This window comes from Bradyrhizobium sp. RT6a (assembly GCF_040547675.1).
In the GTDB taxonomy this organism is placed as follows: domain Bacteria; phylum Pseudomonadota; class Alphaproteobacteria; order Rhizobiales; family Xanthobacteraceae; genus Bradyrhizobium.
On the sequence record NZ_JBEPQC010000003.1, the window covers coordinates 779,688 to 803,855 of the forward strand.

General features: G+C 58.4%; 17 protein-coding genes. 12 read left to right on the plus strand and 5 right to left on the minus strand.

Annotated features, from left to right (window positions below; all coding sequences use genetic code 11):
• The first annotated feature begins 43 nt into the window (after positions 1-43).
• Genes ABIC03_RS21650 through ABIC03_RS21670 form a run of 5 tightly spaced genes read left to right on the plus strand, consistent with a single transcriptional unit; the run spans position 44 to position 5,586 of the window.
• Complete coding sequence (locus tag ABIC03_RS21650; protein ID WP_354060826.1) at positions 44-1,222, plus strand: DegT/DnrJ/EryC1/StrS family aminotransferase; 1,179 nt, start codon at positions 44-46, stop codon at positions 1,220-1,222.
• Entirely contained in the window at positions 1,195-2,220 is a 1,026-nt protein-coding gene (locus ABIC03_RS21655) for an NAD-dependent epimerase/dehydratase family protein (RefSeq protein WP_354060828.1), read from the plus strand. Before ABIC03_RS21650 ends, ABIC03_RS21655 begins: the two co-directional genes overlap by 28 nt.
• Positions 2,160-3,356 (plus strand): DegT/DnrJ/EryC1/StrS family aminotransferase, encoded by a 1,197-nt coding sequence (locus ABIC03_RS21660; protein WP_354060830.1) that lies wholly within the window; start codon positions 2,160-2,162, stop codon positions 3,354-3,356. The genes ABIC03_RS21655 and ABIC03_RS21660 overlap by 61 nt, the downstream gene beginning before the upstream one ends.
• Entirely contained in the window at positions 3,353-4,843 is a 1,491-nt protein-coding gene (locus tag ABIC03_RS21665; RefSeq protein WP_354060832.1) for a class I SAM-dependent methyltransferase, read from the plus strand. The genes ABIC03_RS21660 and ABIC03_RS21665 overlap by 4 nt, the downstream gene beginning before the upstream one ends.
• Positions 4,840-5,586, plus strand: coding sequence for a class I SAM-dependent methyltransferase (locus tag ABIC03_RS21670; protein WP_354060834.1), 747 nt, complete (start codon positions 4,840-4,842; stop codon positions 5,584-5,586). The genes ABIC03_RS21665 and ABIC03_RS21670 overlap by 4 nt, the downstream gene beginning before the upstream one ends.
• 74 nt (positions 5,587-5,660) lie before the next feature.
• Here the strand turns inward: ABIC03_RS21670 and ABIC03_RS21675 are convergent, their stop codons facing one another.
• On the minus strand, positions 5,661-7,127 hold the full coding sequence (locus ABIC03_RS21675; RefSeq protein ID WP_354060836.1) for a glycosyltransferase family 4 protein: 1,467 nt from the start codon (positions 7,125-7,127) through the stop codon (positions 5,661-5,663).
• A 266-nt stretch (positions 7,128-7,393) separates the two neighbouring features.
• On the opposite strand from ABIC03_RS21675, the gene ABIC03_RS21680 reads away from it, so the two are divergent.
• The gene (locus ABIC03_RS21680; protein WP_354060838.1) at positions 7,394-8,371 is read left to right on the plus strand and encodes a glycosyltransferase family 2 protein; all 978 of its coding nucleotides are present in this window, start codon (positions 7,394-7,396) and stop codon (positions 8,369-8,371) included.
• Positions 8,372-8,480: 109 nt separating this feature from the next.
• On the opposite strand, the gene ABIC03_RS21685 is transcribed toward ABIC03_RS21680, so the two are convergent.
• Positions 8,481-9,752, minus strand: coding sequence for an O-antigen ligase family protein (locus ABIC03_RS21685; protein WP_354060840.1), 1,272 nt, complete (start codon positions 9,750-9,752; stop codon positions 8,481-8,483).
• Entirely contained in the window at positions 9,749-10,543 is a 795-nt protein-coding gene (locus ABIC03_RS21690) for an FkbM family methyltransferase (protein WP_354060842.1), read from the minus strand. The genes ABIC03_RS21685 and ABIC03_RS21690 overlap by 4 nt, the downstream gene beginning before the upstream one ends.
• Positions 10,544-10,684: 141 nt before the next feature.
• Here ABIC03_RS21690 and ABIC03_RS21695 point away from each other — a divergent pair, with 141 nt between their 5' ends.
• Together ABIC03_RS21695 and ABIC03_RS21700 are read left to right on the plus strand one after the other, a co-directional pair.
• Positions 10,685-11,770: a glycosyltransferase family 2 protein gene (locus ABIC03_RS21695; protein ID WP_354060844.1), complete on the plus strand. Its 1,086-nt coding sequence runs from the start codon at positions 10,685-10,687 to the stop codon at positions 11,768-11,770.
• Between the two features lie 26 nt (positions 11,771-11,796).
• Positions 11,797-12,633 (plus strand): right-handed parallel beta-helix repeat-containing protein, encoded by an 837-nt coding sequence (locus ABIC03_RS21700; protein ID WP_354060846.1) that lies wholly within the window; start codon positions 11,797-11,799, stop codon positions 12,631-12,633.
• Between the two features lie 22 nt (positions 12,634-12,655).
• Here the strand turns inward: ABIC03_RS21700 and ABIC03_RS21705 are convergent, their stop codons facing one another.
• Positions 12,656-13,621 (minus strand): class I SAM-dependent methyltransferase, encoded by a 966-nt coding sequence (locus ABIC03_RS21705; RefSeq protein ID WP_354060848.1) that lies wholly within the window; start codon positions 13,619-13,621, stop codon positions 12,656-12,658.
• A 900-nt stretch (positions 13,622-14,521) separates the two neighbouring features.
• On the opposite strand from ABIC03_RS21705, the gene ABIC03_RS21710 reads away from it, so the two are divergent.
• The 4 genes from ABIC03_RS21710 (at position 14,522) to ABIC03_RS21725 (ending at position 21,825) form a co-directional block, all read left to right on the plus strand.
• Positions 14,522-17,020 carry an Ig-like domain-containing protein gene (locus ABIC03_RS21710; RefSeq protein ID WP_354060850.1) on the plus strand — a complete coding sequence of 833 codons (2,499 nt, stop codon included), beginning with the start codon at positions 14,522-14,524 and terminating at the stop codon, positions 17,018-17,020.
• Between the two features lie 319 nt (positions 17,021-17,339).
• Positions 17,340-19,043, plus strand: a complete 1,704-nt coding sequence (locus tag ABIC03_RS21715; RefSeq protein ID WP_354060852.1) for a type I secretion system permease/ATPase — start codon at positions 17,340-17,342, stop codon at positions 19,041-19,043.
• Positions 19,040-20,353 carry an HlyD family type I secretion periplasmic adaptor subunit gene (locus ABIC03_RS21720; protein WP_354060854.1) on the plus strand — a complete coding sequence of 438 codons (1,314 nt, stop codon included), beginning with the start codon at positions 19,040-19,042 and terminating at the stop codon, positions 20,351-20,353. The genes ABIC03_RS21715 and ABIC03_RS21720 overlap by 4 nt, the downstream gene beginning before the upstream one ends.
• Positions 20,354-21,210: 857 nt before the next feature.
• A complete protein-coding gene (locus tag ABIC03_RS21725) occupies positions 21,211-21,825 on the plus strand; it encodes a transglutaminase-like cysteine peptidase (protein WP_354060856.1) in 615 nt (204 codons plus the stop codon).
• 165 nt (positions 21,826-21,990) lie between these two features.
• Here the strand turns inward: ABIC03_RS21725 and ABIC03_RS21730 are convergent.
• A partial coding sequence (locus tag ABIC03_RS21730) for a Calx-beta domain-containing protein (protein ID WP_354060858.1) occupies positions 21,991-24,168 on the minus strand: 2,178 nt, incomplete at its 5' end.

Below are 24,168 nucleotides of genomic sequence, written 5' to 3' on the forward strand. Positions count from 1 at the left end.
TTAATTGGCTTATAATGTTGGTCCCAACAAAAGGTCTTGAATCTTGATACCTTTCCTGGATCTGAAAGCCCAATATAGCGCGATCAAGCCGGAAATCGACGCGGCGGTCGCGAGGGTCGTCAGCAGCGGGCACTTTGTGCTTGGCCCCGAGGTAGCTGTCTTCGAGGAGCGCTTTGCGGAGTATTGCCGGGCCGCCCATTGCCGCGCGGTGAACAGCGGAACTTCGGCGCTTCACCTTGCCTTGTTGGCGGCCGGCATCGGACCCGGTGACGAAGTCATTACGGTATCCATGACGTTCGTCGCGACAACCGCAGCCATTCTCTACAGCGGCGCGAGGCCCGTGTTTGTCGACGTTGACCCGCTAACATGGACGATGCATCCCGGCTCGATCGAAGCTGCGATAACACCACGAACCAAAGCGATCCTGCCGGTCCATCTCCACGGGCTGATGGCCGACATGGATCCGATCATGGAGATCGCGAGTCGTCACGGTCTGGTCGTTATCGAGGACGCCGCACAGGCGCATGGCGCGGAATACCGCGGACGTCGCGCAGGCTCGATTGGCGATATGGGATGCTTCAGCTTTTACCCGGGCAAGAATCTTGGAGCGTTTGGCGAAGGCGGGGCCGTCGTAACCAATCGGCCTGAATTGGCGCGCCGGGTGTCAATGCTGCGGGATTGGGGACAGGAGACGAAATACAATCACGTCATTCCCGGATACAACTATCGCATGGACGAAATTCAGAGCGCGATACTGAACGTCAAGCTGGACTACATTGAGCGCTGGACGGAAGCGCGTCGGTCGCTCGCTGACCAATACAATGCACTGCTGTCTGATCTCCCATTCGCTCGTCCCCAACCACCCCGGTACGCCCGTCACGTGTATCACGTCTATGCGGTCAGATCGCCGCGCCGCCATGAGGCGCTGACGCTATTGCGTGACGCCGGCATCGCAGGGGGAATCCACTATCCCGTTCCGGTGCACCTGCAGACGGCATACGCAGAACTCGGCTATCGTGCTGGTGATCTTCCCGTCACTGAGATGCTGGCGAACGACTTCCTCTCTCTTCCAATTTATCCGGAATTGCTGCCGGAGCAGGCGGTCGAAGTTGTCTCCACATTGAGGAACGCGGCGGCACGGCGGCCTAGCGGAGTGGTCAGCGACCGAGCAGAAGATCCACAAAACGTCATGACATGGTCGCACAACAGGAGAGCGTCTTGATTGATCTCAAGGGAAAGCGCGTTCTGGTCACCGGCGGGGCGGGATTCATCGGCTCCCACATCGTTGATCTGCTCTGCGACGAGGGCTGTATCGAGATTGTTGCCATAGACAACATGATAAGAGGCCGGCCGGAAAATCTTCGGCGCGCGCTCGGGCGTGGGCCGGTGAGATTGGTTCATGGCGACATACGCGATCGCAAGCTGATGGATGCGCTGGTCAAGGCTGCCGATATCGTCTTTCACCAGGCCGCACTCCGCATCACTCATTGTGCGGCCGAACCACGCCTTGCCAAGGAGGTCATGGTGGATGCCACCTATGACCTGCTGGAGCTGTGCATCAAGTACGATATCCAGAAGATCATCGCAGCGTCGTCGGCGTCGGTGTATGGCATGGCCGAGGAGTTTCCGACGACCGAGCGGCAGAATCCGTACAACAACCGAACTCTCTATGGAGCCGCCAAGGCGTTTAACGAAGGCCTCCTGCGGGCGTTCAACGATGTATGCGGCCTCGACTATGTGGCCTTTCGGTATTTCAATGTCTACGGCAGCCGGATGGACCTCCACGGACGGTATACCGAGGTCTTGATACGCTGGATGGAGCGGCTGGAGGCCGGATTGACTCCGATTATCTTTGGTGACGGGCAACAGACCATGGACTTCGTTCACGTCCGCGACATCGCCCGCGCCAACATCCTAGCGGCCAGGTCAAAGATCACCGATGAGGTCTTTAACGTTGGAAGCGGCACTGAGACCAGCCTGGCGGAGCTGGCTACGATGCTTGCGTCTGTGATGGGACGCCGCGGCCTGACACCCGAATTCGGGCCGGAACGCTCGGTTAATCCAGTGCCGCGCCGGCTGGCATCGACCGGTAAGGCAGAGCGTTTGCTGGGTTTCCGCACCACCGTTTCTCTGGAGCAGGGGCTCGCCGAACTCGTGAAATGGTGGCGATCCGAACGCGAACTCGCTGCGGACCACCAGCGCCAGGCGGCGGCATCGTGATTCCGATCGCGCTGCCGCTGCTTGCGGACGAAGAAGCCGACGCTGCGCGCGCGGTCGTGCTGTCGGGCTGGGTGTCGCAAGGTCCGCAGGTGGCGGCGTTCGAGCGCGAGTTCGCTACGTTTGTTGGCGCGCCGTACGCCTGTGCCGTCTCCAATTGCACCACCGCCCTGCAACTCGCCTTGGCAGCGTTGAATATCGGCACCGGCGACGAGGTGATCACTGTCAGCCATTCCTTCATTGCGACCTCGAATGTCATCCGACATCAGGGCGCCACTCCGGTTTTTGTCGATATTGATCCGGAGACCTACAATTTGGATTGCGCTCGGCTGGCGGAAGCCATCACCGAGCGCACGCGCGCGATCATCGTGGTCCATCAGATGGGCATGCCGTGTGATATGGCAGCGCTCATCGCCGTGGCGCGACACCACGGGATCGCGGTGATCGAGGACGCGGCCTGTGCCGTTGGATCGCAGATCCGGATGAACGGCGAATGGGAGCCGATCGGCAAGCCGCATGGAGACATTGCCTGCTTTTCCTTTCATCCACGAAAGGTGATCACGACCGGCGAGGGTGGGATGCTCACCACCGCGGATGCCGAGCTTGATCGCAAGTTCAAGCTGCTGCGCCAGCACGGTATGAGCGTTCCCGATACAGTGCGTCACAACTCGTCGTCCGTAATCTTCGAGGAGTACGTCGTTCTTGGCTACAACTACCGAATGACCGATATGCAAGCTGCAATTGGGCGAAGGCAGCTCGAGCGGCTTCCAGAACTGGTGGCACGCCGGCGAGCGGTCGCCGCTAAGTATTCCGAACAGCTGGGCAATCTGGACGGTCTGCGGTTACCAAGCGAACCGGCGTGGGCCAGATCCAACTGGCAGAGCTATTGCGTACGTCTCCCTGACCGCCTCGACCAACGCATTGTTATGCAACATTTGCTCGATAAGGGCATTGCGACCCGCCGCGGTATCATGTGCGCCCACCGTGAGCAGCCCTATTCGAGCCTCACCCAGGGGCAGGATCTGCGTCAATCCGAACTCGCCCAGGATCGGTCGATCTTGCTGCCCATTTATGCACAGATGGACCTGGAGGATACCTTGAGGGTGGCCGCTGCGGTGCGGACAGAGTTGGAACGATGACCTCGGGGACCGCCGATCAAGAGGCATTGCGGCTTTTGGTCGTGATCGCGAGCTATGGGACGGCCAATAGCGCCTACCTCGATCGAGTGATCAACGAGTACCGGTCCATGTCGTTCGACGTGGACGTCGTGATCATATCCAACATTGACAAGAAGCCAGCCGCAGACATCGAGTGTGTCGTTGGTCTTCCCAATAAGAATCCCTGGTCGCTTCCGTTCGCGCACAAGGAGTTGTTTGCAGCGCGAGTTGATCAGTACGACCTTTTCATCTATTCCGAAGACGATATCCTGATAACTGAAAGGAATATCAGGGCATTTCTCGATGTGACTTCAGTCTTGAATGAGGACGAAGTTGCCGGACTAATGCTCGTCGAGAAAGCGTCAAACGGCGAGCTGAATTATCCGCAGGCCCATGGCTCTTTCCACTGGGACTGTACGTCGGTAAAGATCAGGGGAAATTACTACCTTGCTCATTTTACCAACGAGCATGCCGCCAGCTATGTGCTCACGCAGCAGCAGCTTGCGAGAGCAATTGCGTCCGGTGGGTTTTTGGTCGGACCTCACGAAGGCAAGTACGATCTGCCGTGCACTGCTGCGACCGATCCATACACGCAGTGTGGTTTCAAGAAGTTGATACCTATTTCCAATATCGATGATTTCTCGGCCCACCATCTACCGAACAAATATATCAACCGGCTCGGCGTCGATCGCCAGCAATTGGATGCACAACTATCCGTTCTGATGCAGATCGCGCGTGAAGGAAACAACGCGGTTCCGCTATTCAGTGCCGAGACGAAGCTCTGGCATAGCATGTATTCAAAGGACTATTACGAACCGGCCAGGGACGAAGTGTTGTCCGGCGTACCGAAGAGCGCAGCCGTATTATCGATTGGATCCTGCTCCGCTGCAAACGAGCGCCGACTGCTGGAGAGAGGAAACCGCGTGGTGGCTGTGCCCCTCGACCCCGTTGTGGGCAACGGCCTGGCCCAGCTCGGGGCCGAGGTGGTGTTAGGGGACGTCTTGACGGCGAGAGCGAAAATTGCAGCCGAGCGATTTGACCGGCTGCTTCTCGTCGATGTTTTGCAATTCGTCCGCGATCCGGTACATCTGCTTAGGCTACTTGTCGATCTCTTGGCTCCAGACGGAAGGGTAATCATAAGTGTGCCAAATCGACCGTCTCTTCGTTACGCCTGGGAATGCGCGAAGACCAGCAACGTCTTTCAACACTGGGGGAGCTTCGAGGCCGTTGGAATCCACAACACGACGGCCGGAAAAATTCAAGGCTGGTGTGCGGGGGCCGGTCTGGCGATCGAGAAGATCGAAAGGTGCGCTCCGCATCGAATCAGTCCAATGTTGCAACTCCTGTCCCCCATAATTGCATCCAACCTTGTTGCGACCGCCACAAGGCAGGAATCGCGAAAGCGGTTCTTCCGCGAAGATCACGGAATGGAGCAAATGGAGGTTTCCAGAGGGAGCGTCGTTCAATGAGCTTGGAGGCCGCCAAAAGAATTGAAGTCGGTGAGATGCAGCGACACGATGGTGCTCCGCAGGGCTCGGCTGCAAAGAACTACTACAGCCGCTCTCGTCGCGAGATTCGATCGTTGTTGCCCGGCCGCGCCTCTCGGATACTCGAAGTAGGACCTGGCGCAGGCTTCACTCTGATCTGGCTTAAGTCGATCTACCCCGCTGCCACGACATGCGGAGTCGAGCTCAATCCAGCACTTGAGGCCGACCTGCAAGAGCATGCCGATGTCGCGATCATCGGAGACATCGACCATTTGATATCGCGGGTGGCAAGCAAATTTGACCTGATCTTGTTGCTTGATGTCCTTGAGCATGTCCCGGATCCAACTCGTACGCTTCAGGCCATCACGAGAAACCTTCTCGTGGATGGTGGGCGCGTGATTGTTTCCGTTCCGAACATCGCGCATCTGAGCGTGACCCTTCCCCTGCTTTTCCAGCGTCGATTTGAATACGCAGATTCGGGAATCCTTGACCGCACCCATTTGAAGTTCTTTGTCGAAGATACCGCCGTCAAGCTTCTGAACGATTCAAATCTGATAATCAAAGATGGTCTGGTTACAGGCCTTGAAGGTCCAAAATCCAAGATGTTGGATGGACTTACCCTCGGGTTCCTGACCCATCACTTGGCAAAGCAATACATTATGGCGGGTGAGCCGATTGGTGAACTTACCGCGCAGCCGAAGATCAATTGGAAGAAGGCCGACTGACGGGATAGCGGGGGGTGATGATTGCGAGGTGGCCCCCCAGTCTCGCAGCGCGCAGTACTCGTCGGGGGCGTCGACTACAGGCGACCACAATCCGCGAATTCACCCTTCATCATGGATCGTGAAATCGCCCAAAGGAGAACCTCCGCATGCCGCTTGGAGCATGTGACGGGATCGAAGCGGCTTTTTGAATCCGCAGACAGTTGCCCGCGTATCCCTGACCAATAGTCTCGGCGTGCGATGACTGACCTCATCGCGGAGACGAGTTCATCCATGTTTTTTTGCGGCTGAAACCGCATAAGGCTCGAGCTGTGCCAATTCGCGCTCTCGGGATCGCCAACCGGGTTCGCTACCACGAATCCGCGGCTACCGTCCATCCCGAGTTGCTCACGCGCACCGCCGACGTCACTCACAATTGTGGGCAAGCCCGCGCTTAAGGCTTCCATGGAGGCCAATGACCATCCCTCGAAGAAGGAGTTCAGAACAAAGCAATCGGCGGCGGCTAGCAGGATGGACGGATCTGGAAACGAGTGCCGGAGATGAACTCGCTCCCTGCAAGGCATCTTATCGCGAAGAGTGCGCACCTGCCGCGTGTACACGGCATCGTCCAGGCGGCCGGCGATCAGCAGATGAACCTTGTGGTCATCCTCTGCGACTTCGGAGAACGCCCGTATCAGGCCGTATGCATTCTTCTGAACCGTGTGACGACCAAGCGAGAGGAAGAGAAATTCATCATTGAGGCCCAGCCAGGCGCGGGCTTCCGATCTGTTCACCAGCGGGCGATGTGTCTGGTTGAAGGCATTGGGGATGGTGATAATGGCGCGATCGGGATAGGACGGATTGCCTGATAGGTACTGACGCCTCACGAGCTCGCTGACCGCCACAAAGCAGGTAACGAATTTCGATCTCTGGCGCTCTTCCGTCCAATCCGTGCTTATGGGAGTTGGAACGCCGTGGAGCGTTTCGACGATTGGAACGCGGGCGTCACTAGCCGCCCGCAAAAGCCAGCTGGGCGGATCGTGCGCGCTGACGACGTCAGGACAATTCGCTTGCATCCATAAGCAAGCGTCGCTGGGCGAGGCGGCAAGAACGGCTGTGCCTTCCCCCTGCAATGCCGTGAACAGTTGTCCGACGGGCGCTGACGATGAATCTGCGCACATAACGGTGACGCGAAATCCGAAGTGGGGCAGGCGCCGCGCGAGAAAGGCGACAAATTCATCAAGGCCTCCGGCGTCGAGCACCGGAGTGACGATGAGGCAATGCACACTGCCTGGCGACACGAGAAGCTCGTTTGGGTTCGACACGCTGCTGGTCGGAATCGAGGCGGGCGCCGCCGGTGCATTCGGCGCAACCGCGGCATGGTATGGCAGGAGTGGCTTCGACCAGTCGTCGACAATATCGTCGCTTCCGGAGGCCAACTCGCTGCTAATGAACAGTTTCTTTGCGATACGCCTAACGCTTCCCGGCAACCGCCAGGAGTTTCGCTGTGCCCAAAGTGTCGCACGCCCTCGCAAAGAAAGGTCGTTTTGACTGAGACCCGCCATTCGTTCAAATGCCGTCCGTCTGGGTGTGCTGAGGTTGAGAAGTAGCACGAAAATTAAATATTAAACATATATTGCGCAAAACCAAAAAGCCAATTAAATGGACGGAATTATCTTTGCCGCAACTGCGATGTACAATCAAGTGTGTCGCTGCGCGCTTGATGAATGGTCAGTCTGCAGTGGGTAAGCAACATTGTGACGTGGGGCCCAAGAATCCCAAGAATCATGGAAAGCTCTTTCCAGAGGCCTTTGGCGGGAATGGACACGCCGTGAGTTCCGTCGATGCGATCATTCCCTGTTTTCAGTATGGGCATTTCCTCCAGGAATGCGTCGACAGCCTCTTGAAGCAGTGCGGACCCGAGTTGCGGGTGCTGATCATTGATGATGCTTCGACGGACAGTACGCCCCAGGTTGCGCAAGAACTGGTTCGTGCAGATCCTCGGGTCGAGTTTCGCAGGCATTCTGCCAACAAAGGCCACATCGCCACCTTCAATGAGGGGATCGCTTGGGCCGCTGCGGACTACATGATTTTGCTGTCCGCGGACGATTACTTGATGCCCGGTGCAATTGAGAGGGCGACGAGACTGATGGATGAGCATCCCTCGGTCGGCCTCACGTTTGGCGGCGCGGTCGCGCTTTATCAAGGTCACGAGGAGATCGTGGCACCGCCTCCGGAACTTGGGCCTGGTACAAAGATACTTTCCGGGCGAGAGTTCATAAAAATCGGGGGCGCCAGAAATATAGTGATCGCACCGAGCGTGATAGTGCGAACGAGCCTGCAGAAGAAGGTGGGAGGATACTTACCGGACTTGACGCACAGCGGTGATATGGAGATGTGGTTGCGGTTCGCGGCGCATGGTCCTGTCGGCTTTATCGATGCGATCCAGGCTGTGTATCGACGACATTCAACCAACATGTCAGGCGGATATTCGGCAGAGCAGGACTTCCTTCAACGCAAACTGGCGTTTGAGCATTTCCTGGATAGCTGTGCCCCGGTGCTCGCAGACGTGAATTATCTTCGGTCGTGGTTGATAAGCCATCTGGCGCTCGACGCGACCAGTTGCGCGAGCCGAGCCTTCAACGACGGAGACGTTGAATTATCGGAGCGCCTTTCGGCGATTGCGTCAAAGCTGGACCCCAAGGTCACGAGATCGCGTCGTTGGTTGCTTCTCGCCTGCAAACGGCAGTTGGGATTGCGCGGATGGCAGTTGGTACGGCCGGCTATCAAGCGTCTAAGGTCGCCGTAATCGGCTCTGAGGCGTCTCGGGCCGTTCTGCAATCGGCGTTTCCGCTCTGACTGCGAATTGCTTGGGATGCCGCAGCTACGAAATCCGCGTGTTTGGCCGGTTGGCAAGGCTAGACCTGGTACATCGAGAACTCGCGCAGCGACGCCCTAATGCCGATGCATACTCCCCAAAATATCCAGAGGTAATTCCAGTAGTGGACCGTCAGCCCGGTAAACATGAGCATCACTATTGCGATGGTCAACGCGATGCGAAGATCTGGCGCGCGAGGATCCTCCATTATGCCCGTGAAGCGACTTTTCGCCGGTAGGATGCTCGCAACGTTTGTCAAGACAAGAAGGACAATCATCGGAATCCCGAACCGAAGCGAAAACACCAACCATACAGAGTCGATCGTGGTATCGAGAATGTCGTGATTGAGCGGGCCGAATGCGTACCCGGTAAAAGGAGACTCCATAATCTTTTGTGTAGCTGCGTCCCAGATCAGCATTCGAAAGTATCCCGACACGGGATCGAAGGTCAGGTGGGAGATGATCCAGCCAAGCGGGTGATTGGCCACGGCCATGATCACGACAACGATCGTAACAAGACACAGCTGCAGCACGCGCCATCGTCCAGGGTATTCCTTCAGTGCCGTATTATAAAGGTAGAGCATCAGGACAATGAGACACGACAATAGCGGGGCGGAGGACAACGACAAGAGGCAGCCGAAAACACAAAGACTCGCCCAGAGCATCTTTGACAACGGGCGTTGTTCCGAAAACAGGAAGATGCCGCAGGCGACAGTGCAGTAGGTGCCCAACAGAATTGGGTGGTCGAATGTCGAGGCAGCTCTTACCCAATAAAGCCTAAAGTCGGGCGAGAGCGGCGCAAAGCTGCCGAAAGCGGCAGAAAACGTTTCCTGAACAATGAGCCGACCCGAAAGATTATCGAAAAGCGCCAGCAGGACGATGTAGGCAGTCACAATCTTGAATGGTCGAATGAAGCTGTAAATTGCCGCTGGTCCGAAGAAAAACCCGCGCGCGACAAGATAACCGCCCAGAAACTCGAGGCTCTCGGCGCCGGTCGATGAAATCGCACTCGGCCCGCTCGTGTAGTAAGCGGCTGCGAACATCCATGCTGCGACGGCACATGCAAGATAGTCCGAGGCGAGTGTATGACGACCAACCCTGGCTAGTCTTGCCACCGCAGGTACTATGAGGAGCAGGATACCGATCCGACCTATCGTCAATTTCGCGTCGGCGAGGTACAGTTGGACTTGTGCTGCTGGCAGAACGAGTCCGATCAGCAGCAGCCAAGCCGGCAGCGTACTGGACCGCTCGGAGGCTCTCGGCAAAGCCGTACTTGTCAGGCCGTAATCGCTGCCTGCAACCGTGACGCTCATGAGAGAACCGCCTCGCTCGGTGACCCAGTTTCTTCGACCTGAACGCTGCGGCTGTGATCGTCAGTCAAATACCACGTGAAAGTGACTGAACGCGGCGCCACTCCCCTCTCGAAACGTCCGTTCTGAAAGATGTGCGGCCGATAGCCGATGTCGGAAACGAACTCCGAAAGCTCGTCCGATGCAAAGGCACACATCAGTGCTGGCTTGTGCCGTCTCAGCGTCTGCTCCGACCCTTGCAGGATCTCCAACTCGGCTCCCTGAGCGTGGACCTTCATCAGGGACGGCGACATGGCAAAGGAATCGAGCGTGCGACATTCGATCCTGTGTTCGCCCACGGTTAGCTTGGACCGATCGAAACGGTACATGCGGCCGGAATCACTCAGCCACTCGGTGGCCGCCCTGCGGGAGGTCGCCGCCATACCATCGCAAGCCCACCAACCGTATGAAGGAACGAAGAATGTAATGGTGCCCGGCTTGGCCCCTAGAGCGCAGGCGAATATCGAGACGGACCGATCTCCGGAGAACCGGCTTTTGAGCCGCTCGGCCGAGACCGGTTCGGGTTCGAAGGCGACAATGCTCGATTGAGGCCTGAGTCTCTTAAACGCGCGAATGCTTTGTCCGCGGTTCGCTCCGATGTCGATGATTAATCCATCGACCCTAGCGGTCCAAGTCGCGCCACCGTACTCGGGTTTTGCAAGGTAGGAGGCCGCCGCGTCCTTAAATGCAAATCGCGCGGCGGCAACGCCGGGGATGTTCGCATATGCGAAACGGGCGAAGGGCTTCAAATTCATGACGATAGGACCTTGCCAAGGCAGAGGTTACGCGCGGCCATCGATATCTCAAGATTAAACCGGATAAATCAGATTGCAATGCCGACTATTTAAAGCTACGACAATATATATTATCTATTAAATGCTCGGAGCGTAAGCCCCATGACGATCGGCTTGAAGGCCAGCGAAACAGATGCTTCGTATGGGCTGGCGGAGGACCTGGTTTCCGAGGTCGCGGTGCTTATCGTCGGCTATCGCAACTCACAAGACATCGTTGATTGTCTGCTGGCGCTGTCGCGTGCGACGGCTTCGCCGGCTTTCGACATCTTCATTTGCGAGAATGGCGGTGATGATGCCTATCACCGCCTTGTTGACGCCCTGATCAGCAAAGGAGGCCCTTGCCTGCGGGGCCAATCTCCGGGAATCGGGATAGATTGCGATACCAACCGATTTACCGACGTTGAACGCCTGGTTCTGCGAGCAAGATCGTCAAATGTGTGGGTTGCGTGCGCCTCCGACAATCTGGGCTATGCGGGCGGGATTAACGCGTGGTTGCGTCCGCTCTCTGCGATACCCACCTGGCGGGCCATCTGGATCTTGAATCCGGACACCCAGCCGACCGAGTCTGCGCTGGCGGCGCTACACCAACGGGCGGAGTCCGGCCGAAAGGCGATGGTGGGCAGCACCATTCTCGACAGCCTGGACGCCGATCACGTGAGATTCCGCGGCGGGCTCTCCTGGCAGAAGCTGGCGGCGAGGGACGTTGCCATCGGCCTCGGAGACCTTCTCAACGTGTCCTGCAACATCGCCGCCATCGAAGACGCGATGGATAGCCCTTCGGGGGCATCGATGTATGTGACCCGCTGGTGCATCGAGCGGATCGGTATGATGGATGAAAGCTATTTCCTGTTTTACGAGGATATGGATTGGGGACTTCGCGCGAGACATTTGGGGCTCGGTTACGCGGCCGATTCGATCGTCGTCCACAAGCGAGGTACGACGACGGGATCGGCCAGAGGTTCATCGGCCATACCAGTACTCTCCGTTTACCTCCAGCACCGCAATTGCGTTCGCTTTGTACGGCGACATTTTCCGTGGTCGGTGCCTCTTCGAATTGCGGTTTCCCTCCTTTATGCACTCAGGTTCTTGCTGCAGGGAGCGCCAAACAACAGTCGCGCAGCGATCGAAGGACTTGTCGCCGGATTGAGGGGCGAAATAGGCCGGCCGAAGGAGCGGATGGCCCAGTAACGAACGCAAGTAGGGGGCAGTTCCAGATGCGGCAATCAAGCTTGATTCAGGCGCTTTTATTGCTTGCGGCCGCAAGCCTCGGAGTAGCTGGCGTTGTTGCGCGCGCCGCCGAGCGCGATCAGATACCCACGTTCGAGTGGCCCAACGCAACGAATACAGGGGTGCGTGCGAATGTGAAGCTGACGCCTTCCGGCGATGTTGTGGCAGACTTGGCCGGCGCAACCATCTCGGGCCTCGACATCGAAGGCCGCGTCTATATCAAGGCACCGAACGTAACGTTGATCGACTCCAGGGTGACTTCTGCCTCGTTTTACATCGTGAGAATCGAGCCCGGTATTACTGGCACGGTGATCAAGAATTGCGAGATTAACGGCGTTGGCTCAGGCAATGATGGTTCTTACGGCATAGTAGGCCAGGGTACGTTCGTCGCAAACAACATCTACAATGTGGAAAACGGAATTGGTGTGTCCGGGTCCGATACGCTCATCCAGGACAACTACATTCACGATCTCCTTGCTTCAGGCTCTCCGCACTACGATGGCATTTCGATCGATGGCGGCAACGTCAACATCGTTATCAGGCACAACACGGTCATCAACATGCACACGCAGACGTCGGCGGTCATGATCGATAATTATTTCGGGCCGATCTCAAATATCGAAGTCGACGGCAACCTGCTGATGGGCGGTGGATACACGGTTTATAGCTCTGCACAATTCAACGGCGGATCGGTCGAGGGAGTTTCGTTCACGAAGAATCGGATGGGCAGAGGGAAGTGGGGCTATAGTTCGATTGTGAAGAACGTCCCGGTCTGGCGAGAAAATGTGGACAACGTGACAGGCCGCCCCGCCGGTCCCCGGTAAGTCATCGGCGCACTCAGGTCCCCTATTTATTCAGCCGCCGGAACCAGAATGAGCCTGGCTCGCGCCACTGTTCGCGCATCCAAACCGGACACGCGTTGTTCAGCCTGGCTCCGTGATGGCGAGCAAGCCAGTTGACTGCGCCAATAATCTCGAAATGTGCGTTGAAACTCAGGAAGGCCTCAAGAAGATATTGCTCATTCCACAGCCAGCGATCGCGAAGTAGCCATTGAGCAGGGTAGTCGTGCGGCGTGAAGACGTCGTGGACATGGACGATCACGTTGGGGCGGAGGAGACCGAGCACGTGCAGATATTCGTGCAGGACGTCGCCCTGCGGCCGGATGATGTGGGAGGAATCGATGAACAGAATGTCGTTCTGGTCCAAAGTCTCAAACAGGCTGTCGGGACAGCACTCGACCTTCTTTCTCAGGACCGTCACACCGGCCGCTTCGAGCCACGGTTGCTCGAACGGCTCAATACAGATTTGCTCACATTCGTAGCCCGGATTGTCCGCCCTGTTCGCCTTTATCGCGAGGCGGGCCATGAGGGTCGAATTGCCACTTCCGACCTCAATTATCCGTTTGGGTTGGAAGTGACGTATCATGTCATAAAGAAATTCGGCGTCTCCAGGCTCGAACGAGCCGTTGTGGTACCCAAATTCGCCGGGGCCCTTTTGAACGGTTGGGATTTTGAGCAGTTCGTCGCGGTAGTTAAATTGATCGACCAGCTCAAGCTGCGCCGCTTCGTTCAAGTCCAGTCCGGCAATTTCTCTCGGAAGAGTAAGATCGCGCTTCAGGTCTTTCGCGAAAAGGATGGGCTCGTAGTAGTGATGCCGCACAATGGCGAACTGAAATCTGTCGCAGACCGACCTCGACAAGGGAGCCCGATCACGAAGGCGGCTCAGGAGGACTGCAAGCGGCGCAAAAAGCAAAACGACGGGCGTCAAAATCAAATCGAGTGTTCTGTAAACAGACTTGCGGAAATAGTGCATGGATCATGACTTCCGAGCTGAATGAAGAGAAAATGGGGACAATCTGCGGGTCTAACAACACTCCACTGATGCACGAGAATATTGTGACCCATTGTCATTCGGCCGTCCAGACCAGGCGCCCATGCCGAGGTCGCCAAGGCCGTAAGAACCCGGCTGCCTTTGCCGGGCCGAGAAAGCCTGCATCTTCGGGCCTCGCCCTGCCACGACAATGCAGCGAGTCTGGCCTCAGCGGTCGATCGCACGAGCGCGACGACTCAGCGCGCGCTTCATAAAAGATACAGCGGCTACGCAGCAGGATGGCCGGCAACATCAGGTGCTTCAAACGGCTTCTCGACGCTTTCGACCGCCACATCTTAGGTGAGTGCCGCCAGAGGATGCGCAGCACCCGGCCGAGCTCTGCTGACGAGTTCGCACGAGGCCCGTCAGATCGAGTGGCTCGATTCCAACGCCATTCGTAGTCAGAGGCTTCCTGGCGGCGAGCCATTTTGCGAAGGCAGACATTATATATCGCAAATTAAATATGATAATGCTGACGGCTCACTGGTGATGACGCAGCTTGTGCCGATGCCTGCGTAGATAGGAGTGAATAAATCCGGGTGTGCTCTTGTGGCAACGTCCGAACACCCGCAACCTCTCGGAGCCTACATGGCGGAGTTGCTTCGGTTTTTTTTAATCGTGATTGAATTTAGCCGAGCTTGTACCCAAAGAATGACCCAAGTGGTGCCGCCATCTCGTCCCAAAAAAGCCCCCGCCGGTGGAGCATGACACCGGTCGGACGCGACCTTTGGGGATACCCGCGCCTACGTGCACTGCACGTTCGATTTAACTGCGAAGGAGAGTAATATCTTGGCAACGACAACTGCTTGGCCTGATGCTACGAATACTGGAGTGTCGGCGGGCGTGACCCTCACTCCCTACTACGGGGATCTCGTCATCAACACGGCGGGAGCCGTGATCAGCGGCCTCGACATTCATGGATCGGTCTTCATCAACGCTCCGAATGTCACCTTGGAGAACTGCAAGGTGACGACGGATGCGTTCTACGCCGTGCGGGTTGCGACGGGCGTGACCGGAGCGGTGGTCCAGCACAATGAGATCAATGGCGTCGGCTCAGGCAATGACGGCGACTACGGAATCATGGGACAAGGGAAGTTCATCGCCAACAACATCTACAACGTCGAAAATGGGATCGGGGTGGATGGAGGGAATACCCTCATCCAGGATAATTACATCCACGATATGATCGCGTCGGGATCTCCGCACTACGACGGTATTTCGATCGACGGGAAGAACTTCGATATCACCATCCGCCACAACACGGTCATCAATGACCATACCCAAACGTCGGCAATCATGATCGACAACTACTTCGGGCCGGTCTCGAACGTTGTTGTCGACAATAACTTGCTGTACGGCGGCGGTTACAACATCTACAGCTCGTCCCAGTTCGACGGCGGATCGGTCACTGGTGTGGTGGTCACGAACAACCACATGGGTGGAGGTTATTGGGGCCCGACCGCGTTCACCGGCAACTCCCCGGTTTACACCGGCAACGTCGATGACAGCGGATCACTTATCTCGGCCCTCAACACATCGGCGAATAGCGGCTCGGGCTCGACAGCCCCGGTGGCACCGGACGCTCCCGTCGTCGGGTCGTTCTCGACAGATAGCGGCACTGCTGGCGACAAGATCACCAACGACAATACCATCGAGCTCAAGGGGGCCGCTGCGGCCGGCAGCACGGTCAAGGTCTACGACGGTACGACTCAGCTCGGTTCGACGACTGCGGATTCAAGCGGCAGTTGGGACTACATCACAAAGGTCCTCACCGACGCCAAGCATACGCTCACCGCAACGGCGACCAACACGTCGGGGCAGACCAGCGCGGTGTCGTCCGCGTTGGCAATCACCGTCGACACCAAGGCGCCGACCGCGCCGACCGTTGCCAGCCATACGGTGAACACCGCCAATCAGGTGGTAATGTCGGGCAGTGCCGAAGCGAGCAGCGTCTTAAAGGTGTTCGACGGCGCGACCCAGATCGGGACTGCGACAGCCAGCAGCACTGGTGCGTGGAGCTATACCAGCAGCGCCCTTGCCGCCGGTTCGCACAGCCTTACCGCGACGGCAACAGACGCGGCAGGCAACACCGGCGCGGCATCCACCACCTTCACGGCTAGCACAAGCGGCACCTCGGCGCCGTCCGCGCCGTCATCGCCTACCACACCGACGTCCCCGACAGCTGGCACCGTAATAGAGTCAGCTGGTGCGACACGTCTCATTGAAAGCGGTGACAAATACTACCTCAGCACAAGCACTGGAACGGGTCCCTCGCTCAAGTATGGCGGTGCGGAGTTTGTTGACGGGTCAGATGGCACCTGGGCTCCCATTGCTGCAGAGAAGACAGCGACGGGCTATGAGGTTGCCTGGAAGGAGGCGAGCACCGGTCAGTACACGGCGTGGAACACCGACAACAACGGCAACTACGTTTCCCATGTCAGCACCCTGACCGGCTCCACGGGGGGCGGCTCGGTGTCGGGTTCGGACTCCGGCCTTAAGTCGCTTGAGACGAGCTTCCATCAGGATCTCAACGGTGACGGACAGATCGGTGCTTCCAGTGCAGCGGCACCGACATCGCCAACGTCGACTGCTGGCACTGTCATCGAGTCGGCCGGTGCGACACGTCTCGTTGAAAGCGGCGACAAGTACTACCTGAGCACCAGCACCGGAACGGGTCCCTCGCTGAAGTATGGCGGTGCGGATTTTGTTGACGGGTCAGATGGCACCTGGGCTCCCATCGCTGCAGAGAAGACAGCGGCGGGCTACCAAGTTGCCTGGAAGGAGGCGAGCACCGGTCAGTACACGGCCTGGAACACCGACAACAACGGCAACTACGTTTCCCATGTGAGCACCTTGACCGGCTCGACGTCGGGCGGGTCCGTGTCGGGTACGGACTCTGGCCTCAAATCGCTGGAGACGAGCTTCCATCAGGATTTGAACGGTGACGGGCAGATCGGTACTTCCACCGCAGCTGCGTCGTCCACCGTATCCGACAGCACCAGTCAGGTCGTTGCCACTTCGGGCAGTACGCTCGTCGCCTCAACAGGCAACACGACGCTGAAGGGGACGTCAGGCGATGACATCTTCGTTGGCAGCAGCCAGGCCGACACTTTCGTGTTCGGCGCGAACTTCGGCCACGACGTCATCAAGGACTTCGTTGCCCGCGGTCCTGCGCACGACACGATCGAGTTCAGCAAGGGTGTGTTCGACAGTTTTGCAAGCGTACTCTCCCACGCGGCCCAATTAGGCCAGGACGTCGTGATCGCGACGGGGAGCGACACGCTCGCGCTGAAGAACACCAAGCTAGATGCGCTGACCAGCCACGACTTCCACTTCGCATAAGGGACGGGCCAACCACACAGAGTAGTACTCAACAACTGCCTCGGGGATCTCTGGCGGATCTCCGAGGCTTATTTCAAGGGCGGGTGTCATGACTTTCTCTGAACGGCCGGGGGGGATCTCCCCGCTTGCGAATTCCTATCGAATCCCACTTATGCATCTATCAGGATTATGGTCTGCCGGTCGACAGTGGGCGGATGACGCTGAACTGCGGACGCCGCGACTGATCGGCTGGGCAAAGCGCCTGGTCGAAGCCCTGCGGCAACAGATATTCGCTGGTCGACCCCGACCGGCGGAGGATTATGACGAGTCGCAGTCAGAGATGTCGGCTTTCCTGCGGTCTTGCCGCCGGATTTTCTGGGCCATCGCGGCCTTCAGCGGGATGAGCAATCTCCTTATGCTCACCGGCTCGTTTTTCATGCTGCAAGTCTATGATCGGGTGCTGCCCGGGCGCAGCATACCGACGCTGATCGCCTTGATGGTTCTGGCGACGGTACTTTACCTGTTTCAGGGTGGGTTGGACCTCGTCAGGAACAGGATCAGTTCACGGGTCGGGCGGTATTTCGATGAAAGGCTCAACGTTCGCATATTTGACGCGCTTGTTCGCCTGCCCTTGAAGACGAGGGCCGATGGCGATGGCTTGCAGCCGGTGCGGGACCTTGATCAGGTCCGCAGCTTCCTGTCGAGTGGAGGGCCGACTGCGCTCTTCGATCTCCCCTGGATGCCGATCTATCTCGGCATCTGCTTCCTGTTTCACTTCTGGATTGGCGTGACTGCGCTGGCCGGCGCGCTGGTCTTAGTCGGCATTACGATCCTTACGGAAACACGTACGCGAGGGCCGGCAAAGGCAACCTCGCGTCTCGCCGTCTCGCGGACCGCACTGGCGCTCGAAGGGCGGCGAAATGCCGAGGTCCTGCAGGCCATGGGCATGCGGCAACAGGCGGGCTTACGTTGGCGGGATGTCAACGCGAAGTACCTCGCGGCCCATGAGCAGGCAAGCGATGTCGCAAACGGACTCGGTGGCGCCTCCAAGCTCTTCCGGGCGATCTTGCAATCGCTGGTTCTTGCCGTGGGCGCCGTCCTCGTTATCAATCAGGAATCCACGGCCGGCATCATCATTGCCGGTTCGATCCTCACCGCACGAGCATTGGCGCCCGTCGAAATGGCCATCGCGAATTGGAAAGGATTCGTCGCCGCGCGGCAATCGGGGCAAAGGCTTGATCACTTGCTGAAGCTTCTGCCTCGCGAGGAGGAGCGGTTGGCATTGCCTGCGCCCGTTGAAACTCTCACTGCCGAGCACCTCTATATTGGTGCCCCGAACTCGGAGAGGCCCACCGTCAGTGAAGTTTCGTTCCAGCTGCGGAGCGGGCAAGCCGTCGGAATCATCGGTCCGAGCGGGTCCGGCAAATCGACGTTGGCACGCGCGCTGGTGGGAGTGTGGCCGTGCATTCGAGGCAGGATCCGGCTCGACAACGCTTCGCTCGATCACTGGTCTTCGGACGCCCTCGGCAAGCACATCGGTTATCTGCCTCAGGACGTCGAATTGTTCGACGGCAGCATTGCAATGAACATTGCACGGTTCGATCCGCAGGGAACGGCCGCCGCAGTTCTGGAAGCTTCGCATGCCGCTGGCGCGCACGATCTCATCCTCTCGCTTCCAGACGGCTACGGCACGAAGATCGGCGAAGGAGGGTTAGCGCTGTCGGCAGGGCAGCGGCAGCGTATCGGGCTCGCGCGCGCCTTTTACGGCAAGCCGTTCCTGGTCGTACTTGATGAACCCTCTTCCAATCTCGATGCCGAGGGCGAGGACGCCTTGACCGAAGCGATCTTGAACGTGCGCCGTCGAGGCGGAATTGTCGCCGTTGTTGCGCATCGTCCGAAGGCGTTGGAAGGTGTGGACCATGTCTTGTGCCTCGGGGAAGGCAAGGTGCAGTCCTTCGGCAAGAGAGAGGAGGTCCTCAAGAGAGTGTTGCGAAATCCCACACCGCTCAAGGTCGTCGCGGAAGCTCAAGGAGGTGGCCGATGAATGGCCAGGTGACGCCGGCGATGCAATCCATCCAGCGTTACATGATCGTGGGTATGATCATGTTTGGTTTGGTAACCTTTGGGGTCGGCGGCTGGGCGACAACGACCCAACTGTCGGGCGCGGTGATCGCCCAAGGCGTGGTCGTGGTGGATTCGAGCGTCAAGAAGGTTCAGCACTCCACTGGCGGGATCGTGGGAGAGTTGCGCGTGCGGGAGGGCGCGCGGGTTAATGCAGGGGATATTTTGATTCGCCTCGACGAGACGCAGACGCTCGCGAATGCCACCATCGTTACCAACAGCCTCGATGAGCTGTTCGCGCGGCAGGCTCGTCTGGAGGCCGAGCGCGATGGCGCCGAGCAGGCTGTCTTTCCCAAGGTGCTGCTTGACCGCGCCAAGGAGAGCAACTCCGAGGCGAGCCGTGCGATTACTGCGGAGCGAAAGCTCTTCGAGCTGCGTCGTCAGGCGCGGAGCGGCCAAAAAGCGCAGCTGCAGGAGAAAAGCGCGCAGCTGGAAAACGAGATCAAAGGCCTTACGGGGCAGACCGAGGCCAAGCAGAAGGAAGTCGAATTTATCCGGCAGGAGCTGGAGGGCGTGCGCAGTCTCTGGCAAAAAAACCTGGTGCCGATCACGCGGCTCAATTCCCTCGAGCGCGATTCCGCCCGCCTCGAAGGCGAGCGCAGCCAACTGGCAGGAATGATTGCTCAGTCGAAGGGCAAGATCGCCGAAATCGGACTCCAGATCATTCAGATCGACCAGGACCTGCGGACGGAAGTGGGCAAGGATCTGATCGAAACGCGATCGAAGCTCTCCGAGCTGAGCGAGCGCAAAACTGCAGCGGTCGATCAATTGAATCGGATCGATATCAGGGCGCCGCAAACCGGCCGCGTCCACGAGCTGAGCGTGCACACCGTTGGAGGTGTGATCTCTCCCGGCGAGCAGATCATGCTGATCGTGCCCGATGCGGACTCGCTTGCGGTTGAGGTCAAGATCGCACCGCGCGACATCGACCAGGTCTATATGGGGCAGACCGCGACAATGCGCTTTGCGGCGTTCAACCAGAAGACCACGCCCGAAATCGACGGGGAGGTCAGCATGGTCTCGGCCGACATCACCCAGGATCAGCGCGCCGGCACGAGCTACTACACGGGCCGCGTCCTGCTGAAGCCGGAAGAGCTGGCGAAACTCGGGTCGGCCAAGCTGTTGCCCGGCATGCCGGTCGAGGTTTTCATCAAGACGGCAGGTCGTACAGCACTATCCTACCTGCTCAAGCCGCTGCACGATCAGGCGGAGCGCGCATTCAAGGAGCGCTGACTCTTCGCGGGAAGATAGTACCGCTCGACTGCGCGAATTCGGGCTGGCGCCCTATCCGTGGGCGCCAGCGTTGCGATTAGCCTCTGAAGGAAGGCACCGCTGGGCGGCTGGAAGCATCCGCAGCGGGCGTGGCTGGCCGACGAGTGCGCGTCACAAGCCAGGACGGAGCCTGCGGTCTGGTTTGAAGGCTCGACCGCGGCGTTCTGGTAATGTCTGGTCGGCGCAAGAGATTTGGTGGGGCGAGCGCGGTGAGATCGACCCACTTCCTGATCAACTGCAATAGATCGCGCGGCTTTCGACGGATCGCCGTAGTGGATGCCTGTTATCCGTGGGCGAGACTACGGATCGCTCGAACGACCGTCCGCTCAGCACATCCATTCGCTTAGCGTACAGGGTCATTGCCGCGTCGAAGACGAGTATCGTGGCTTCAGCCCCAGAACGACGAGTAGCTCATCCGGCATATGAAATTGTCCTGCCCGAAGAAGTATTGTTTGAAGATCCGGTCTCGGCGAATAATCAAATCGGCAATTGAAATTATATGTGGCGCTGAGATGTTGCATGGCGCTCGATGCTCGAAGCATGTCCCGGTCCGTCCTTGACGGTCCCTTCCATCGGGGACACCCGAGCCGATCAGAACTTCTCAACCCCTTTCATTCTTTCCTCCGGCAGGGCCCCGCGCGCAATCCCGGCTGTCTACGTGCGACATCAGCGCCGATTTAAATGATAAAGTTAATATTGCCAGTTAAATTAATTATAATTAAATAGTATAATCTGGACGATTGGTCGCTCCCAAGACCGGGGCGGCCCCGCTGACCGGTGAATCCGGACCTTAGTTGGCGATCTCAGGGGATCGGCAGATGCAACAGACCTCGGGACTGGTCGTCGCGACAGTTGTAGCTGTCATGATCGGAGGCGCTCAGTGGGCGCGTGCTGCATTGTTGACCGTGCCAGGGGTTCCGCAAGCGGCTCTTGCACATGTCGAGCTGGGACGCCCGACGCTTCCGCCTTTCAGTTATTCGGTGTTTTGCTTGCGCTATGAGGCCGAATGTCGCCCGCGGCGCTTCTTCCGCGGCGGGCCGATCCGGTTGACGAAGGGGCGATGGGCGCAGTTGAAAGCAGTCAATAGCGCCGTGAACCGCGCCATTGCTCCGCAGCCCAATGAACTCGGCCTTGCAGGTGAGGAGTGGATCGTTAACCCCGATCGCGGTGATTGCAATGACTACGCAGTGAGCAAGCGTCATGAACTGCTGCAGCGCGGCTGGCCCGCGCGGGTCCTGCTATTGAGCGAGGTGGTCACCAGTTCTGGAGACCATCACCTTGTGCTGGTGGTGCGCGCCAGGACTGGCGATCTGGTCCTCGACAATCTGACGCCCCAGATCAAATCCTGGTCGCAGGTGCTATATCGCTGGGTCCGCATGCAACGGCCGAGCGACAGCCGGCTGTGGGCGACGATCGGCCGTCCAGGAGCATGACTCCTACCGCGCGGCCGGAATCGCGCTGGGCTGGCGCCGGCGGGATGCTTGAGCCGAAGCATGCAAGTGCACGCATCCGCAGGTTTTCGGGAGCCGAAGTGCCCTCGGCTCTGTCGTGGACCTAAACAAGTCTCACAAGCGGCGCCTTCTCCAGGGCGCCGCCCGTCACGACGCCGCGAGGCCCAGCGTGTTCCCGGCGGCGGCCGAGGGGTCCACCCAACGTCGGATCGTGCCGTCATATATATCGGCGCCGTAGAGCCAACCATCGGGCCCCTTTTGCAGGTCCACAATGCCTTGTACATTGTCCACCAACTGGACGCTTGCGACCCGCCGGCTTGCATTCAACGTCGCGGCGTAGATTGTTCCATTGTAGACGTCGTCGAAGAATATGGTGTTCTGATTGTAGAAATCTCCCGCGGTGATCACATGGGCGTTGTCGGGCGCACCGTGGCTTAGGGGTAAGATCGGAAACACGGCAGCCGGGTCCGACAAATTGTTGCGGTTGCCATTGTTGTAGAAGGTGATCGCCTGGGAGAGATTCTGGTAGCTGGCGGTTTTGTTCGGACCTTCAAAGTAGGGCCATCCAAAATTCGAGCCGGCTGGCCCCGTATCGATCTCTTCCCAGTTGTTCCAGCCCACATCTCCAAGCACAGGCAGATTCGTCACGGGATCGAAGCTGAAGCGATACGCGTTGCGGACGCCGTAGTAGAACACTTTCGACTGATTGCTGTTTGGATCGCCAGCCTGATAATACGGATTTCCGGGCGCTCCCTCGCCCGTAACAGGATCGATCCGCAGGAGCTTGCCCGAGAGATTGTGGATGTCTTGGACCCGCACTGCGCGAGGATCGACGAAGTTGTACGATGTACCATCTCCGACCGTCAGGTACAGGTAGCCGTCGGGGCCGAAATGAACCGCACCTATCGAGTGCGAATCGCTGTCGGTTGCAAGATAGTCCCGGATGTTCTGGTTCTGGATGCCGGCCCTGTCCGGATCGTTGTCCTGCGATCCTACCTCGATCTGACTCGCGGGAGCCGTGATCGTGGTGCCGTTGACGATCCCGGAAGGAACGATGCTGAGATCACCGCCGCTGTTCGCGTCGGGGCGGCTGATATAGGCCCAGATGCTGTTCTTGCCGACCAGCACCACTTCACTGGACGGATCTGCAATCATTGTGTTGGGGTCGACAGTGACTCTCACCAGACGACAAGGTCGGTTGCCGCCCTGATCGGCGGCCGCGAGACCGCTCTGGCCCGCCGTCTCAGGCGGATCGTAAGTGTAGAGCAAGTAGACATAGTGGTCGCTTGCGAAGTTCGGGTTAACCGCGATCCCCAGCAGCCCGCGATCACCGAAATCATTTACCTCGCCCGAAAGGTCGACGAGCGGAGTGGATCTCAATGTGCCGTTGTCCACCACGCGGACCACGCCGTCCTTCTGCGCGACCAACATGTAGCGGCCGTCGGGAGTCCAGTCCATCGCCGCCGGTTGGTTCAGTCCCGTCACGGCCGTCTCGCCCACCAGATTGCCGAGAGCGGGGTTGTCATTATCCAGGATCTTCACTGTCGTTGTCGCCTGAGAGCCGAGAGTGGCACCCGTCGGGTTGCTCAAGGTGACCGTGAAAGTCTCGTCGTTCTCAGGCGTCGTATCATTGATGATCGGCACCGAGATGGTTTGGCTCACCTGACCAGCAGCAAATGTCACCGCGCCGGACGAGGTGGTGTAATCGGATCCTGCGAGTGCGCTGCCGCTGCTCGTCGTGAAACCGACCGTGGCTGCTTGATTGACGCTCCCGCTGCGCAGCAGCGTGATCGTCGCCGTCGGGCTATTCTCGGAAACACTCACCACAACGTCAGCCATTGCGATCTTGGCGGGTGCGTCATCGTCGATGATGGTTACGAGCACAGTGCGTGGGGCTCCGAGGGATCCGGAGCCGGGATTTTGAAGCCCGACGGCGAACGTTTCGTTGCCCTCGGTAAGCTGATCGTTGACGATGGGGATGGTGAAGCTCTTGGTGCTTTCCCCCGGTCCGAAGATGATCTGGCCGGTGTTCGTCCGACCATTGAAGGTGGGCTGGATGAAGTCCGATCCAGCCGTCGCAGTCTCGGCGGTGCCGATTTCATTCGTCGTGTATTCAACAGTGTTTTGAGACTGGAGGTCCCCGGAGCGTGTGACGGTGATGGTGGCCGTGCCGGCCGCTTCACTGACGTAGATCGTAGAAGTGTTAAGGAGCGCGATGACGTTGGATGGGGCGAACACGACGTCGCGGAAATAGTTTGTATTCTGGTAGACGGCGGCTGGGAAGACGCCCGCGCTGTAGTCGAAGACGCCGGCGCCGGCCGGTGC

What these genes read in the sequence shown, in the direction of transcription:
- ABIC03_RS21725 (WP_354060856.1), top strand. Translation starts at nt 21,211, where the DNA reads ATGCAACAGACCTCGGGACTGGTCGTCGCGACAGTTGTAGCTGTCATG.
- ABIC03_RS21655 (WP_354060828.1), top strand. Translation starts at nt 1,195, where the DNA reads ATGGTCGCACAACAGGAGAGCGTCTTGATTGATCTCAAGGGAAAGCGC.
- ABIC03_RS21700 (WP_354060846.1), top strand. Translation starts at nt 11,797, where the DNA reads ATGCGGCAATCAAGCTTGATTCAGGCGCTTTTATTGCTTGCGGCCGCA.
- ABIC03_RS21685 (WP_354060840.1), bottom strand. Translation starts at nt 9,752, where the DNA reads ATGAGCGTCACGGTTGCAGGCAGCGATTACGGCCTGACAAGTACGGCT.
- ABIC03_RS21660 (WP_354060830.1), top strand. Translation starts at nt 2,160, where the DNA reads ATGGTGGCGATCCGAACGCGAACTCGCTGCGGACCACCAGCGCCAGGC.
- ABIC03_RS21705 (WP_354060848.1), bottom strand. Translation starts at nt 13,621, where the DNA reads ATGCACTATTTCCGCAAGTCTGTTTACAGAACACTCGATTTGATTTTG.
- ABIC03_RS21665 (WP_354060832.1), top strand. Translation starts at nt 3,353, where the DNA reads ATGACCTCGGGGACCGCCGATCAAGAGGCATTGCGGCTTTTGGTCGTG.
- ABIC03_RS21720 (WP_354060854.1), top strand. Translation starts at nt 19,040, where the DNA reads ATGAATGGCCAGGTGACGCCGGCGATGCAATCCATCCAGCGTTACATG.
- ABIC03_RS21690 (WP_354060842.1), bottom strand. Translation starts at nt 10,543, where the DNA reads ATGAATTTGAAGCCCTTCGCCCGTTTCGCATATGCGAACATCCCCGGC.
- ABIC03_RS21715 (WP_354060852.1), top strand. Translation starts at nt 17,340, where the DNA reads ATGTCGGCTTTCCTGCGGTCTTGCCGCCGGATTTTCTGGGCCATCGCG.
- ABIC03_RS21695 (WP_354060844.1), top strand. Translation starts at nt 10,685, where the DNA reads ATGACGATCGGCTTGAAGGCCAGCGAAACAGATGCTTCGTATGGGCTG.
- ABIC03_RS21675 (WP_354060836.1), bottom strand. Translation starts at nt 7,127, where the DNA reads ATGGCGGGTCTCAGTCAAAACGACCTTTCTTTGCGAGGGCGTGCGACA.
- ABIC03_RS21670 (WP_354060834.1), top strand. Translation starts at nt 4,840, where the DNA reads ATGAGCTTGGAGGCCGCCAAAAGAATTGAAGTCGGTGAGATGCAGCGA.